Genomic DNA, 14,910 nt, shown 5'->3' on the forward strand with positions numbered 1-14,910 from the left:
GAGATTCTGAGGATCGGAGAAGCCATGACGCAGAGCAAGATGCTTGAGTCGCTCTATTTCGACGGAAAGTACCAGCTGGCTTCGGGAGAGCAGCTGGAGCTGAGGAACCCCGCGGACGGTGGCTCGCTCGGCAGCTTCGCCGAGGCCGACCCGAATGACGTCGATGCCGCCGTGCAGTCCGCGAAAGCGGCTCTGCCGGGCTGGTCCGCGAGCACACCGGCGGAACGCTCCGCGGTACTGCTGCGATGGGCTCAGGAGCTTTCCAGCAGAGCTGAGGAACTCGCCCAGCTGGAGTCAGCCCAGACCGGTAAGCCGATCCGGCTGGCCCGGGAATTCGATGTTCCCGGCACCATCGACAACACCGAGTTCTTCGCCGGTGCGGCCCGGCAGCTCGGAGGTCTCGCCGCGGGCGAGTACTCAGCACAGCACACCTCCATGGTGCGCCGGGAGGCGATCGGCGTGGTGGGGTCGATCGCACCCTGGAACTACCCCCTGCAAATGGCGGCCTGGAAGGTGCTACCCGCCATTGCCGCGGGGAACACCATTGTGCTCAAGCCCTCTGAACTGACCCCTGGCACCACGCTGGCCTTCGCTGAAGCGGCGACCGCCGCGGGGCTGCCGAATGGCGTTTTCAATGTTGTGGCTGGGCGGGGCCTGGGTACCGGAGAAGCCCTGGTGAGTCATCCCGACGTCGCAATGACATCCTTCACCGGCTCGACGGCGGTGGGCCGGAAGATCATGGAGCTAGCCAGCGCCGGTGGAAAGCGAGTTCACCTCGAGCTGGGCGGCAAAGCACCCATGCTGGTCTTCGAGGACGCCGATCTGGAGGCCGCGGCTCAAGGCGCGGTGGCCGGTTCGATGATCAATGCCGGGCAGGACTGCACGGCGGTCACCAGAGCCTATCTGCACGTTTCACTGATCGATCGTTTCATCGAACGGGTGAGCGAGCTGCTGGCAAAGCTCCGGATCGGGGATCCGCTGAATCCTGACACTGATCTGGGTTCGCTCATCTCGGTGCGGCATCGTGACCGGGTGGCCGGTTTTGTCGATCGAGCCGTCGCCGCCGGTGCGGTGCTGCATACCGGTGGCCGGGTTCCCGAAGGGACGCCCAGCGCGGCCGCCTATTACTCACCCACGCTGCTCAGCGGAGCGACTCAGGATTCCGAGTTGGTGCAGCAGGAGATCTTCGGCCCCGTGCTGGTGGTATTGCCCTTCGAGTCCGAGGATCAGGCGATTCGCTTGGCCAATGACACGCCTTTCGGGCTGGCGGCCTCGGTGTGGACCAAGGACGTGGCCCGGGCGATGCGCACCAGCTCGGCGATTCAAGCGGGCTGCGTCTGGGTCAATGACCACATCCCGATTATTTCTGAAATGCCGCACGGCGGGTATAAGGCCTCCGGCTTCGGCAAGGATATGAGCGTGTTCTCCCTCGAGGAGTACACGAATCTCAAGCACGTGATGATCGAGCGCGAAGGCCAGGCGGTCAAGGCCTGGCATCGTACGGTCTTCTCGAATCCGGCTCGCTAGCGGGTGCCCCAGTCGTAACGGTCCTTCTGCAATTTCAGGTACATGAAGGTCTCGGTCGATTCGACGGCGGGGAAGCTTCGGATCCGGCCCAGCAGTTCAAGCAGGTGCGCATCGTCTTCGCAGACCACTTCGAGCAGAATATCGAAGCTCCCCGCGGTGAGCAGAATATAGACGATCTCGCTCAGTGCCTCGAAATGCTCGGCGGCCGTTTCGGCACTACCGGAGACCTTGACGCCGACCATGGCTTGCCGGCTGAACCCGACTTTGAGCGGATCCGTCACAGCGACGATCTGGAGTAGTTTCGAGTCGATCAGCCGCTTGACGCGTTGCCGAACCGCGGCTTCGGAGAGCCCGACCGATTCGGCGATCGCGGCATAGGGCCTTCGGCCGTCGTGCTGCAATTCCTCGATAATGCGCTTGGAGATCTCGTCCAATCCTGGAGAGGTCTCGGGGACGCTCATCAGCGTTCTTCCAATGCGGCATCCGCGACCAGCAGCGCGTGGTCGATGATCTCCAGGCCCTGACGCAGTTCCGCTTCAGAGATCACCAAGGGCGGAGCCAGCTGAATCCGATTGAAGTGGATGAAAGGCCATAGCCCCGCCGCTTTGCAGGCTGCCGCCACCGCGTTCATCGGGGCAGCGGCGGCGCCGGAGGCGTTGAAGGGCACCAGGGGCTCACGGCTCTGCTTGTCCCGGACGAGTTCAATGGCCCAGAACAGGCCACGTCCCCGGACCTCGCCCACGCTCGGGTGGCTTTCCAGCCAGCGCTCCACTTCGGGCCGCACCACGCGCTCGCCCAGATCGCGGACGCGTTCCAGAATGCCTTCCTCCTCGAAGACGTGCACGGTTTCGACGCCGACCGCGCAGCCCAGTGGGTGCCCCGAATAGGTGAGACCGCCGGGGTAGGCACGGTCCGCGAAGGTCTCGGCGATGGCGTCTGAGATCAGCACTCCGCCGAGCGGCACATAGCCTGAATTCACTCCCTTCGCGAAGGTCAGCAGATCGGGGACGACGTCGAAGGCGTCCACGGCGAACCACTCGCCGATCCTGCCGAAGCCAACCATCACCTCGTCGGCGATATAGACCAGGCCGTAGCGGTCACAGATTTCCCGGACCCCTTTGAGGTAACCGGGCGGCGGGATCAGCACCCCATTGGTGCCGACCACGGTTTCCAGGATGATGCCGGCCACAGTGCTCGGCCCTTCGAGCTGGATCACGGCTTCCAGATGCTGCAAAGCACGCTCGGTTTCCGCTTCGGCGGATTGCGCGTGGAACGCCGAGCGGTAAGGATAGGGGCCGAAGAAATGCACCACAGAGGTATCACCGGGATCATTGGCCCAGCGCCGCGGTTCACCGGTCAGGCTCATCGCCGTGGTGGTGCCGCCATGGTAGCTGCGATAAGCAGCCAGGATCTTGCGCCGTCCGGTGTGCTGCCGAGCCATTCTGACCGCGTGCTCATTGGCATCCGCCCCACCGTTGGTGAAAAAGACCTTATTCAGCTGGCCCGGGGCGCGTTCCGCCAGCAGTCTGGCCAGCTCCCCGCGCACATCATTGGCGAAGGATGGCTGAATGGTGGCCAGTACCTCTGCTTGCCGCTTAATCGCCTCAATGAGCCGCGGGTGCTGGTGGCCCAGATTCAGGTTCACCAACTGCGAGGAGAAGTCCAGATATTTCTTCCCGGAATAGTCCCAGAAGGTCGATCCCGAGCCGCCTGCGATCGGCAACGGGTCGATCGCGGCCTGAGCCGACCAGGAGTGGAAGACGTGCTTGCGATCGTCAGAGCGCACCTGGCTCTCGGCGGTTCTGCCGGGCGGTGCTGGATTGGCTGGATTCGCTTCAATGCTCATACTGCGATCCTCTCAATGATTACCGAGAAAACCCAGAGCCGAATGAGACGTGTCCGTGACCGGAGTTCCAAGCTTGCGCCATAGCGCTAAGAAGGCTCAGGAGAGCTGGTTGAGCGCGTCCTCGGCGGCGACCCAGGAGAGCATCGCGCATTTGACCCGGGCCGCATAACGGGAGACCCCTCCGAAGGCTGCTGCTTCGCCCAGTACCTCTTCATCGGGAACCAACTGGCCACGTGATCGCATCACCGCACGAAACTCCTCGATCAGCTCGCGGGCCTCAGCGCGCTCCATACCGGTGAATAGATCACTCAATACCGAAGCGGATGCCATCGAGATGGCACATCCCGCACCGTCCCAGCGGAGGCTTTCAATGGTGTCCCCTTTTACCCCCACTCGGACGGTGATCTCGTCCCCGCACACCGGATTGAGTTGATGAGAGGACGCCGTGGCTGTTCCCTCGGCCACCGCATGGTCGGCAATCGGGGAACCGTGCCGGGCTTTCGAATGCTCCAGGATGATGCTCTGATACAGCGCGTCCAAACCGCTCATCGGCCCGCTCCGAAATAGCCGCGGACCTCGGAGACCGCTTGCAAAAGCGTTTCAATCTCAGCGACCGTGGTGTAGAGATAGCTGCTCGCCCGGGTGCTCGCGGTGAGCCCGAGTCTGCGGTGCAGAGGCTGCGCGCAGTGGTGCCCCACCCGCACCGCAATGCCGCGATCGTCCAGGAACTGGCCGACGTCGTGAGCGTGCACGCCTTCGACGTCGAAAGCCGCCAGGCCGAGCCGTTCGGTGCCGCTGCCCGGGCCCAGTACCCGGATGCCTGGGATCTCGCTGAGCCCGGAAACCAGTAGTTCGCCCAGTGCGGCTTCCCAACCCGCGATTCGGGGCATCCCGGTTTCGCTGAGATAGTTGGCCGCGACCGACCAGGCAATGGCCTGGGAGATCCTTTGCGTTCCGGCTTCGAAGCGCTGCGGCGCCGGGAGGTAACCCGCCGACTCCATGCTGACCGAGGTGATCATGGAACCGCCGGTGAGGAAGGGGGGCATCGCGTTCAACAGTTCCGCGCGGCCGTACAGGGCTCCGATTCCGGTGGGGGCGAGCATCTTGTGCCCGGAGAACACTGCGAAGTCCACCCCGAGTTCGGCGACGTCGACCGGCAAGTGCGGCACCGACTGACAGGCGTCGATCACCACCAGTGCGCCGGCCCGGTGGGCCAGCTCGGTGAGCAGCCGAACAGGGTTGATCGTGCCGAGCACATTGGAGGCATGGCTGAAGGCGAAGATCTTGGTACGCGGCCCGAGCAGATCGGCCACTCGATCAAGATCGAGTTCGCCCTGATCGGTGATCGGCACGTATTTCAGCCGGGCGCCGGTGCGGCGCGCCAGTTCCTGCCAGGGAATCAGGTTCGCATGGTGTTCCATCTCGGTGACCAGGATCTCGTCGCCCTCACTCAGCGCAAAGCGCCGGGCCTCCGCTGAGACGGTTCCAATACTGGCGTTGGAGAAAGAGTAGGCCAGTAAATTGATCGCTTCAGTGGCGTTGGACGTCCAGACCAGTTCATTCTCCTGAGCCCCGATGAACCGTGCCAGCCCGGCCCGCGCCAGCTCATAGGATTCGGTTGCCTCGACAGCGAGCCAATGAGCGCCACGGTGCACCGCGGCATTGCGCTGCTCGTAGAATTCCTGCTCGGCTTCCATCACGCTCAGCGGGTTCTGCGAAGTGGCTCCTGAATCCAGATAGACCAGGGGCTTGCCATTGATCTCTTGATGCAGAATCGGGAAATCATTGCGGATCCGCAGAACTTCAATATCGGTCAGGGGTGAGTCAGTCACCGGACAATTCTCCCACGCTTCGGCTCGCCTCAGGCCGTGGAGTGAGCAAGACGACAGCACGGCCGGGCCGGGCGAGCGGTCAGATGAGGAGCCGGGCGAGCGGAACGACGCTTCATTCGCTATTCAACCGCGCTTTCTCTGCTCCCTGCGGGGGCGGCTCCCGGTCTGAAGCACCCTCAGCACGGGGCGTCAGTGCAGTGTGCTGAGGGTTCACTGGGCTGAAGGTGCACTGTGTTGAAGGTTCACTGTTCACTCAGGAGTGTCTCGCTGACCGGCTGCTCAGCAGTGCCTCCAGTGAAGCCAGTTCGGCAACCACGAAAAGCGCCGTTTGGTACCGTGCTAGCTCGCGGCGCAGCGTGCCGACTGTCACCGGATCGGCGCTTCCCGCCACGATCAGGGTGTTCGCTCCGGTGACCTTGACGATTTCTGTAAGTTCCTCGGCGCTCCCCAGCACGGGTGCCCAGCCCAAACGCTGAGGGCCGTCGGTGATGTACTTCGGCGGCAGAACGGCACCGAGCAGGGCCTGCTCGGCCAGCGGCTCGATAACGAGGCGTTGCAGTACCCGTTTCACTTCAGCGGGTTCACCCAGCACGATAATGCTGGCGGGAGCCTGGCTGCGCAGCCGCCGCCCTCGTGTTCGAACGAACCAGCCGAGAAGGAGGACCGCTACGACGGCGAGCGGCAGCAAGGCATTCCAGAAGATCAACTCGGCGCTCATTGCCGTGAGCAGCAGGACCAGCACGGACCCTGCCAGCGCGAGCCAGGCAGCCGCTGATCGGATCCAAGAGCGGCTCGCCATGGAGACGGGCCGTTCTGGGTTCGTCGTCGGTCGGGGTGAAAAGACGCAGTGCCTCGGCGGTGTGCCGTGCTGTGCAAATCTGGGGTGGGGAAGCTGAGACGGAGGAAGCGAGCTGAACCTGGAGGCAGTGCCGTGCTTCGAGTGAAAGTGGGAGCACTCGCTAACCGGCTGAATCAGGCCGTGGCGGCACGTTCGAGGAGGATTTTTCTTCGGGGAATGAGCACGGTATCTGCCAGTGCCGGATCGCCGATGCGGCTCTTGCCACTCGAGCCGGAACCGCAATGTTCTACCCACAAGAAACCTCTCAAAAACAATTCAGACACCCTAGGAGGTGAAGGTTTCCTGAGCCCCCCAAAAAGCTCAGGAAGTACTTTGGACACTCATCCAAGTGGAGTCAATCCAAGTATGCCCGAGCCCTCTGACAGTCACCTCAGTAGCAGCTACTCGACTTAAGCGGAGCGGAAAGTCGGGGGCTACTCGAGTAGTTTATGAGCCGGGTTAAGCCGCGCCGCATTGCTGAGCAGATCCTCGCGTCCGGAGACACCCAGCTTGGCGTAACTCCGATAGAGGTGACCCTCCACGGTTCGCACGGAAAGCGTGAGAGACTCAGCGATTTCCCGGTTGGTGGCGCCTTTAGCCACCAGGGACACGATGGTTCGTTCCCGTTTGGTCAGCACATCCGGTGAATACCCTACGGGAGTTTCGCCTCGGCCCAGTACCTTCAGGATAGCCGCTGCCGCAGGCCCGATCTGTCGCATCGCCTCAGCGAGGAGTTCCAGCGAATGCTGGCGTTCTGAAGAATGCCCTTGAGCGCCGAAAAGCTCAGCGGAGCGGGAGAAGCTGACCGCCGCGAGGTGAAAGATCTGACGCTCGAAGAGGAACTCGCCGGCCTGGCGAAATGCCCTGGGATCCGCGGAGACAATAGCTTCAGCGTATTTTCCCCAGCCGATCAGCCAGTCGCCTTCGACCTCGCGCACCAATTCGACCACTCGGGGTGCCTGCTGATCGGAGCCCAGTTCGAGGCACCCCAGGCAAGCGTAGAGTTCTAAGCCATAGAGCCGTTTGCTGTGTGCCCGCTCCCCCAGCGCGCGCAATTGCTTGAGCCCTTCCCCATTGCGTTCAGCCAGTTCCTTGCCCAGGGCCAGGTAGTAGCCTGCAACGATCTGCGTCATCTCCGAGCCAGCTCCAATGGCTTTTTCTGCCTCTGCCCAGAACACCTTAGCCAACTCGGTATTACCGGTGAGCGTTGCAGCGTAGAAGCCAGAGGCAGCAACCCGCGGAAACATCCAGCCGCCCTTTCGACGCGCTAATTCCAAGGTGCCGCGTAGCAGTGCACTCGCCTCCGCAGCCCTGCCCTGCCGCAGCAAGACCATGCCACGAGCGGAGTTGAGGCCCCGCTCAGAGGCGATCAGGCTCAGTTTGCCGCCCGAGTACTCGTCGATGGAGATCGTGGCATCCTGCCACCGACCCGAATTGATCGCCGCTCGTGAGTAGAGCAATTGGCAGTAGCCCACCAGGTCGAAGACTTCTTCGGTGTCGCTATTCGCCAGGGCCATCGCTTTGTTCAGCAGCTTCAGGCAAGAGACGAACTTACCGAGTGCCAGCAGATGCTCGGCACGGACCACCAGGCGGAAGATCCGGGTCACCGGGCTCAGATTCCGTGCCTTGCCGAAGCGCGCTTTGAGTTCTTCCAGGCCCGCCTCGACTTTTTCATAGTCGCCGCAGTGCGCATCCGCCAGCATGGTGAACAGTGCGGCTCGTTCGGCTACGGCCTGTTCGATCTGCTTCGCGCTATCGGGGTTGCTTCGAGAGAGCTGCTGACCGGCTGCGAGGAGTTTGATGGCGCCCAGCCGCAGCTCCTCGGGGCCACCTCCATGAGAGAGCCGCAGCCTTGCCCACATCAAGGTGTTCACCAGCAGGTCGGAGAGATTTTCCCCGCTCAGGAAATCTTCCTCTAAGATCTGTGCGGCCTGGTTCAGTTGACCGCTGTCCAATTGAGCCCGGGCTATCAGAGCACGCGCCCGCAAGCGATGTTCTTTGCCGTGCACGGCGGTGGCCGCTCGCAGACTGTAGTCGTTCTGGCCAAATTTCCCGGCCAGTAAAGCTGCCCTGAGCAATTCCTGATCACTCACCGGCAAGCCGCAATCGAGCGACCACTTCACCATTGCCAAGCAGCTTTCCTTCGAACTCGGCTGCTCTCCCAATAGCGAGATGTACTGCTGATGCAGTTGCAGGCTTCTCGCTGCGGGCACCATGCGCCGCAGCGCCACGGCCAGGAATGATTGGCTCAGAATAAGGCTCTTACCGGCTTCACCGGTGACCCGGAGCAGCCGATGCTCGACGAGGGCCGAAACCACCCCGGCACCGACCATCTCCTCGACGATCTGCCGGAGCACCGGCCCGGCGAGCGCCACCAGGTTGAGGGCTTCGCGCTCCTGCGGGCTTCGCCGGGAAAGAATCGAGTCCACCGCCACTTCGATCCCAGAGCCCGGGATGACGCCCGACTGAGCCAGCAGCCACAGCCCGTTGTGTTGCAGCAGCCCTTCACCCGCCAGCAAATCGTCCAAGAAACAGCGCAGGTACCAGGGGTTGCCGTCCGAGGCTCGCCAGAGCAGTTGTGCCGAGGCGTCGTCCATCGGCCCACCGAGGTGCTGTTCCACAAGCTGACGGACCTGCTGGTAGTTCAGCGGCGGGATATCGAATCTCTCGGCCAGGCCTTCATACCAGAGCTCGGTGATCTGATGAGCCACCCCGGGGCGCGGCTGATAGGCGATGGCCAGTTTTGCCCAGCGGGCGCTGACCAGTTCCACCAAGATGCTCATGGTGGCCTCGTCGAGGTCATCGGCGTCGTCCACGATAATCAGTTTCGGCCCGGTGACGCCTTCAAAATTGGAGAGGAAGGCGCGTAACATCTCAACGGGTGATTCAGCTGCGGAATCCTGCATTCCGCTCATCAAGGGAGCGAGTATCCCGTACGGCACGCTGGAAAGCGCCGAACTGGCGTGCAGTCGGACAATATGGAACTCGGTGTCCAACTCAGCTCGCAGCGCGTCGATCAATGCGCTTTTGCCCATTCCGGCTTCGGCCACGAGGAGCACTGCCTGGCAGGACCTGGACCTCAGAGCAGCAGCAGCCCGGCCGAGAATCTCTTCCCGCCCGTTCAGATTGAACGGCTTTCTCTGAGCAGTCATCATTTCGGTCATGTATTAGATTCCAGCTAAATCATGACGCGAGGAGACACCCAGCTTCGCATAGACCTGATAGAGATGGCCTTCCACCGTTCGAATGGAAAGCCCCAACCGCGCGGCGATCCTCTTATTACTCAGCTTCTGCCGCACTAAATCGACGATCTGGCGCTCCCGGCGGGTCAGGGCAGCCACTCTGCCGGCTAGCTCGACGTCCAGCTCCTTGTCCGTCACCGGCGCCCGGGCACTCAGCGGGCGCCCAGTTTTCGCCAGCATTCGCCTGGCTTGAGCTGCCGTGAATCGGTCGCCAGCGGCAAGCGCGAAGGTCTCGGCTTGCTGTGCACAACGATCCACCGCCAGGTGCAGCCCAAGCCCTTCGGCCAGCCGGGCGGCGTCGAGCATCTGCGCCGCGCTCCGCTTCAGATTGCCTTCGGCCATGGCTTTCGCGAGCTCGGTGAACCTCCACTGCGGGTGGGTGGCCACAGCGATCATCAAGCGGCATTCTTCCGGGGTCGCCCCGCCGATCAATAACGCTCCGAAAAGCACTCCGGCAGCGAGCCCGGTGCAGCCTTGCGCAAGGTCTGCCTCAGCCTTGCGCAGAATATCGCCCTCGTGCTCGGAACGGCCCAGCCATCGCGCACTGATCAGTTCAAGATTCCTGGTCAAGGACTCATAGAACCAGGGACGGCGTTCGTGTTTGCTCTGCTGTGAGAGCTGCAGATGTGCCCGGCCCTGACGGCGTTTCCCTTGAGTGGCGTAGACCAGAGCGAGTGCTGCTTCGGCCATCGAGGTGTAGCCGAAGGTGGGTTTCTGGTCGAATTGAGCGCAGGCTGAAAGCAACTGTTCAATAGCTTTCTCGGCTTGCTCACCAAAGAGATTCGCCAGTCCCAGGATAGCTTCGATGGAGGGCCCGAAAACTTTGAGCTGCGCGGGCCCTCTGGTCAGGGCAGGTTCCAGGATCTTGATGATCTGCTGCCAATCCCCCCATTGCAGCATCGAGATGACGTGAGTATCGAACCACCAGATAAGTAAGGTCCGATCACCACTCGCGTGCACCTCTTCGAAGAGCCCCTTGCTCAGTTCGGCGCTCTCCAGTTCTCTCCCCATAGCTGTATAGGCTTCGACGCGCAAGATCTCGCAGGCCAGCCGATGATGCTCGGAGGCGGCTGCATCGCTCGCGCCGGCTTCCACTCTCGGTAAGGCTTCGTGGAAGCGGCCGATAAAATGCAGATAGCGCAATTCGGCAAGTTCCAATAATTCAGTGGTCCTACGGTTGAGGTGCCCGGACGCTGAACGCGCGATCAGGGCGCTCTTCGTCCTGGACAGTAAATCCTTGAGTGCTTCATCGTGCTCGGGCAGCCACTTCAACGCCTCAGCCCAGGTCAGAACGCAGCGGGCCTGAGTTTCTTCGTCCAGGCTCTGCCAGGCCTTCTCGGGAATCGCCTCGAAGACTTTAGCTGCGCGGTCGGGGAATTTGAGTTGCATCCAGGCGATTGCCGAGAGTTCCTGAGCCTCCAGCCAGCCGTGCTCTCGCTGCTCGATTCCAGCCAGGGCTAAGAGCGCGAATTCCGGGTCAAATCTCTCCAGCGCCACCCGAGCAGCGGGAATCGCATGCTCGGCAGCAAGTTTTTGCTCGGCGTCCAGAACGGCCGCCGCGAAGTCCAGCAGGTTCTGCCCGCTGCATCCGTTCTCTTCTTGCATCAGGTACCGGCCATGCACCCGGTAAAGTTCTTGACGCCGGGGCAGAGTCAGCCAGCTGCGCACCACCTCGCCGAAATAGGGCTCTCGCAATGACACCAAACGGTCGATTGAGTCGTCGATCATCACGGTGCCAGATTCCTGCATCCCGGCGAGCGCGGTGGCCGAGAACCTTTTGGCCAACCGGCTCAAGGGGCAGCGACGCAACAGTGCAAGCACTTCGATGATCTCCCGGCAGGCCGGGGTCTGCTGCTTCCATTGCCTGCGGAAAAAATCCTCTATCCACTGACTGCCCGCATAACTGATCGGCCCACGGAGAATCCAGACGCCGTATCGGGGGGATTGCCAGAGGTTACCGAGCCGTTTCTGCTCAGCGGCCAAGGATTGCAGCAGCAGCGGACTCCCATCGGCGAGGGAGTGCAAAGTATGCAGGGTCGTGGGCGAGATATGGCCGCCCAGCATAGCCCTCAGCAGCTTCTCGCTCTGCGCCACTGAGAAACCGCGTAATTCGAGATCGACGATCTTATGATTTCGGATCATCTGCTGGAAACCCACGGGGAGATCACGCCAGTTCCCCGCTGTGGCGATGATCTTGATCCCGGAGAGCAGCAGATTGGCCACCACAGCCGCACTCTGCTGATCGAGGTGCTCCGCATTGTCAACCACCAGGACGATCTCCTGACCAGCGGCATCAAGCCGGATCAATTCGTGAATGCCCTGGATGATGCTGATCGAATTGCTGAGCTCCGCCGGCAATCGAGCGAGGAAGAGCTTGAAACAGCTATAAGCGGTGTCCCGGCTGTCCTCGGCACAGCGCAACTGAATCCGGTGATGCCGGGAATCCAGTTCCGCGGCCACAATATTGGCGAGCGACGACTTACCGATCCGCGGCGGTCCGACGATGACTGCGCCGTAGTGATCTGGGTTCAGGACTGCCTGGAGCACCCGTTCGATCTCGCTTTGCCAGCTCGCCGCAAACCATTCCAGCGGGCCCGCGGATTGGGCCTTAAGACCCTTTGGTTCATTCGATTTTGAAAAACCGGAGCTAGTGATCCCCCGGGGATATCTCCCCCTTAACCCCGGAACCAGCTCTGTCGTCATCTAAAGCGTCCCCTCACGCTCTAGAGCCCTTGCGGCCCTAGTTTTCAACTCCCGGCAAGCCAACACCGCCTTGCGGGCTTCATTCTAGGGGAAGGGTCAGGACAAACTAAAATTAACTACATTCATTTTCGAAAGCGCGACGTAACAGTAAGCAGCTATTTCGGAGCGTGAAATCTTTGCTGGGCGGTCAGCAGGTCCGAGGAGATCAGCAGTTCCACAGCGTCCGCTGCATCCTGGATGAGCAGCGGCAATTCTTTCTTTTCAACGGTCGAAAATTCTTTGAGCACATGGTTTGCCGCGCTGCCCTGACTTCCAGGGGGGCGCCCGACGCCAACTCGGACCCGGTAATAATCCTTGGTGCCAAGTGCCCGACTAATATCGCGTAAACCGTTGTGCCCGCCTTCGCCGCCACCGATTTTGAGCTTGATCTGATCAAAGGGGATGTCTATTTCATCGTGTACCACGATGACGTTCTCAGCACTGAGGTCGAAGAATTTCGTCAGCGCTGCGGTCGGGCCGCCACTGAGATTCATAAAGGTCTGCGGTTTTGCCAGCACCAGCTTGGGTCCGCCCGCTCCCAACCGACCCTCCGCCACCAGGGCACGGGATTTATTGCTGCGAAAGCTGGCAGAGATCCGGGCTGCGAGTTCCTCGACGACCATGAAGCCGATATTGTGCCGAGTACGACTGTAGTCGGGCCCGGGGTTTCCGAGCCCGACTACAAGCCAGGTATTGCTCATACCGAAAAGTTACTCAGCTGCCGGAGCTTCTGCGGCGGTTTCAGCGGCTTCGCCTTCAGCGCCCTCGCCCAGATCCTGCTCCTCCGGAACGGAGACATTGACGATCAGGGTGTCTGCCTCGGTCAGCAGCGAAACGCCCTTCGGCAGTTCGAGGTCCGAAGCGTGCAGATGCTCGCCTGCAGCGCGGCCTTCGATGCTGACCTCCAGGCTGGAGGGCAGGTGGGTCGCTTCAGCTTCCACACTCACCGAATTGGCTTCCTGGTTGGCGACGGCGCCGGGAGCCACTTCGCCGATCAGCACCACGGGAATGTCCACGGTGACCTTTTCGCCACGACGCACGGTCAGCAGGTCGATGTGCTCGATGATCTGCAGTACCGGATCGCGCTGAATGTCCTTGACCAGCGCCAGGTGCTCTTCACCGGCGATGTCGAGGGTGAGCAGAGCGTTGGCCTGACGGGCAGCCCGGGTGGTCTCGCGCTCGGGGAGGACGATGTGCAGCGGCTCAGCGCCGTGGCCGTAGATGACGGCGGGGATCTGGTGGGCACGGCGAGCGCGACGTGCAGCGCCCTTGCCGAATTCGGTGCGCAACTGCGCGGCAAGCTTATTATCAGCCATTGGAACTCCTTAGATTAGTCAAGCAAGGACGACTGGGCCGACCCCTGAGACAGGAGTTCAACCATGTCGATCACGGAAAACCCACTTCAGAGTCTTCCCTCGCCAAGGTACTGGTCAAGTTTAGCAGCTAAACCAAAGCCCCCCAACGCCGTCCCCACCTCCACCCAATCCAGCTATCCCACATAAATGTTGCGGATGAGGTAGTTGTGACCCCGAATAAGTCTCATCAGCAACATCAGTAACACTCGGTGGGACAGGTGGTTAGCAAGGTGGCGACGAAGTCGACACGAGAGAGCTATGCGAGGGCCCCGAACTGAGCTGGCGAAGCTTGGGAACATAGCTCTCGGGGAGTGCCCTAAGAGAGCGAATAGGGTGCCCTGCCCGAGCCTGCGAGGGAAAGGGCAGTTCGCGAATAGAGTGGGGCACGAGGGGCCCGACGTGGCGACGAAGTCGACACTAGAGAGCTATGCGAGGGCCCCGAACTGAGCTGGCGAAGCTTGGGAGCATAGCTCTCGGGGAGTGCCCTAAGAGAGCGAATAGGGTGCCCTGCCCGAGCATGCGAGGGAAAGGGCAGTTCGCGAACGCGCTAGGCTTGGCCGTCGAAGAGCGAGGTAACGGAGCCGTCTTCGAAGACTTCCTTGATCGCTCGGGCGATCAGTGGAGCGATCGAGAGCACGGTGAGCGAGTCAAAGCGCTTCTCCGCGGAGATCGGCAGCGTATTGGTCACCACCACTTCCCTAGCGCCGCACTCGGCGAGACGCTGGGCGGCCGGATCGGAGAAGACCGCGTGGGTTGCCGCGATGATCACGTCACGAGCGCCGGCGTCCTTGAGGACCTGCACCGCACCGGCAATGGTTCCGCCGGTGTCGATCATATCGTCGATCAGCACGCAGGTGCGGCCCTCGACCTGGCCCACTACCTGTTTGGAAACGGCATGGTTCGGCACTCTGAGATCGCGGCTCTTGTGCACGAAGGCCAGAGGAGCGCCACCCAGCCGATCGGCCCATTGCTCAGCGACCCGGACTCGGCCGGTATCGGGCGAGACAACCGTGATCTCCTCGACATTGACCTTGCCTCGCAGATAATCGGCGAGCAGCGGTGTAGCCATCAGATGATCCACCGGGCCGTCGAAGAAGCCCTGGATCTGGGCGGTGTGCAGGTCGACGCTCATCAGGCGGTCGGCGCCTGCGGTCTTGTAGAGATCCGCCACCAGTCGGGCGGAGATCGGCTCCCGGCCACGGCCCTTCTTGTCCTGCCGGGCATAGGGGTAGAACGGCGAGACCACGGTGATCCGTTTCGCCGAAGCCCGCTTGAGCGAGTCGATCAGGATCAGCTGTTCCATCAGCCAGTTATTCAGCGGAGCGGGATGCGCTTGCAGCACGAAGACGTCGGCCCCGCGAACACTCTGCGCGGCTCGTACGTAGATCTCGCCGTTGGCGAAATCGTAGGCATCTATCGGCAGTAAATCGGTTTCCAGCTCGGCAGCGATCTGCTGAGCGAGTTCGGGATGCGCTCGCCCGGAGGCCAGTAGCAACTTCTTTTCACCGCGAGCGGTAATCTCATTCAT

General features: G+C 61.8%; 11 protein-coding genes. 1 reads left to right on the top strand and 10 read right to left on the bottom strand.

The annotated features are described in order from the left end of the window. Nucleotides 1-24 precede the first annotated feature (24 nt). Complete coding sequence (locus tag ABDK06_RS12270) at nt 25-1,527, top strand: gamma-aminobutyraldehyde dehydrogenase (RefSeq protein WP_394941414.1); 1,503 nt, start codon at nt 25-27, stop codon at nt 1,525-1,527. On the opposite strand, the gene ABDK06_RS12275 is transcribed toward ABDK06_RS12270, so the two are convergent. The 10 genes from ABDK06_RS12275 to ABDK06_RS12320 all read right to left on the bottom strand — a co-directional run bounded on the left by ABDK06_RS12275 (nt 1,524) and on the right by ABDK06_RS12320 (nt 14,910). Continuing rightward, nucleotides 1,524-1,988, bottom strand: a complete 465-nt coding sequence (locus ABDK06_RS12275) for an Lrp/AsnC family transcriptional regulator (protein WP_394941416.1) — start codon at nt 1,986-1,988, stop codon at nt 1,524-1,526. The genes ABDK06_RS12270 and ABDK06_RS12275 overlap by 4 nt on opposite strands. Then, entirely contained in the window at nt 1,988-3,373 is a 1,386-nt protein-coding gene (locus tag ABDK06_RS12280; protein WP_394941418.1) for an aspartate aminotransferase family protein, read from the bottom strand. Before ABDK06_RS12280 ends, ABDK06_RS12275 begins: the two co-directional genes overlap by 1 nt. Before the next feature lie 96 nt (nt 3,374-3,469). Further along, nucleotides 3,470-3,922, bottom strand: coding sequence for a Fe-S cluster assembly sulfur transfer protein SufU (gene sufU / locus ABDK06_RS12285; RefSeq protein WP_394941420.1), 453 nt, complete (start codon nt 3,920-3,922; stop codon nt 3,470-3,472). After that, nucleotides 3,919-5,205 (bottom strand): aminotransferase class V-fold PLP-dependent enzyme, encoded by a 1,287-nt coding sequence (locus ABDK06_RS12290; protein WP_394941422.1) that lies wholly within the window; start codon nt 5,203-5,205, stop codon nt 3,919-3,921. Before ABDK06_RS12290 ends, sufU begins: the two co-directional genes overlap by 4 nt. Before the next feature lie 253 nt (nt 5,206-5,458). After that, nucleotides 5,459-6,004 carry a hypothetical protein gene (locus tag ABDK06_RS12295; RefSeq protein WP_394941424.1) on the bottom strand — a complete coding sequence of 182 codons (546 nt, stop codon included), beginning with the start codon at nt 6,002-6,004 and terminating at the stop codon, nt 5,459-5,461. 473 nt (nt 6,005-6,477) lie between these two features. Beyond that, nucleotides 6,478-9,198: a LuxR C-terminal-related transcriptional regulator gene (locus ABDK06_RS12300; protein ID WP_394941426.1), complete on the bottom strand. Its 2,721-nt coding sequence runs from the start codon at nt 9,196-9,198 to the stop codon at nt 6,478-6,480. A 12-nt stretch (nt 9,199-9,210) separates the two neighbouring features. Continuing rightward, on the bottom strand, nt 9,211-11,832 hold the full coding sequence (locus ABDK06_RS12305; RefSeq protein WP_394941428.1) for a LuxR C-terminal-related transcriptional regulator: 2,622 nt from the start codon (nt 11,830-11,832) through the stop codon (nt 9,211-9,213). A 311-nt stretch (nt 11,833-12,143) separates the two neighbouring features. Then, nucleotides 12,144-12,728, bottom strand: coding sequence for an aminoacyl-tRNA hydrolase (pth, locus tag ABDK06_RS12310; protein ID WP_394941430.1), 585 nt, complete (start codon nt 12,726-12,728; stop codon nt 12,144-12,146). A 9-nt stretch (nt 12,729-12,737) separates the two neighbouring features. Continuing rightward, the gene (locus tag ABDK06_RS12315; RefSeq protein ID WP_394941432.1) at nt 12,738-13,343 is read right to left on the bottom strand and encodes a 50S ribosomal protein L25/general stress protein Ctc; all 606 of its coding nucleotides are present in this window, start codon (nt 13,341-13,343) and stop codon (nt 12,738-12,740) included. A gap of 586 nt (nt 13,344-13,929) precedes the next feature. Then, nucleotides 13,930-14,910, bottom strand: coding sequence for a ribose-phosphate diphosphokinase (locus ABDK06_RS12320; protein ID WP_394941434.1), 981 nt, complete (start codon nt 14,908-14,910; stop codon nt 13,930-13,932).

Origin of the sequence: Psychromicrobium ferritrahens, from assembly GCF_043789415.1 — a bacterium.
Classification (GTDB): Bacteria; Actinomycetota; Actinomycetes; order Actinomycetales; family Micrococcaceae; genus Renibacterium.

Coding starts and splice junctions, on each gene's coding strand:
- ABDK06_RS12270 (WP_394941414.1), top strand. CDS start 25: ATGACGCAGAGCAAGATGCTTGAGTCGCTCTATTTCGACGGAAAGTAC.
- ABDK06_RS12275 (WP_394941416.1), bottom strand. CDS start 1,988: ATGAGCGTCCCCGAGACCTCTCCAGGATTGGACGAGATCTCCAAGCGC.
- ABDK06_RS12280 (WP_394941418.1), bottom strand. CDS start 3,373: ATGAGCATTGAAGCGAATCCAGCCAATCCAGCACCGCCCGGCAGAACC.
- sufU (WP_394941420.1), bottom strand. CDS start 3,922: ATGAGCGGTTTGGACGCGCTGTATCAGAGCATCATCCTGGAGCATTCG.
- ABDK06_RS12295 (WP_394941424.1), bottom strand. CDS start 6,004: ATGGCGAGCCGCTCTTGGATCCGATCAGCGGCTGCCTGGCTCGCGCTG.
- ABDK06_RS12300 (WP_394941426.1), bottom strand. CDS start 9,198: ATGATGACTGCTCAGAGAAAGCCGTTCAATCTGAACGGGCGGGAAGAG.
- pth (WP_394941430.1), bottom strand. CDS start 12,728: ATGAGCAATACCTGGCTTGTAGTCGGGCTCGGAAACCCCGGGCCCGAC.
- ABDK06_RS12315 (WP_394941432.1), bottom strand. CDS start 13,343: ATGGCTGATAATAAGCTTGCCGCGCAGTTGCGCACCGAATTCGGCAAG.
- ABDK06_RS12320 (WP_394941434.1), bottom strand. CDS start 14,910: ATGAATGAGATTACCGCTCGCGGTGAAAAGAAGTTGCTACTGGCCTCC.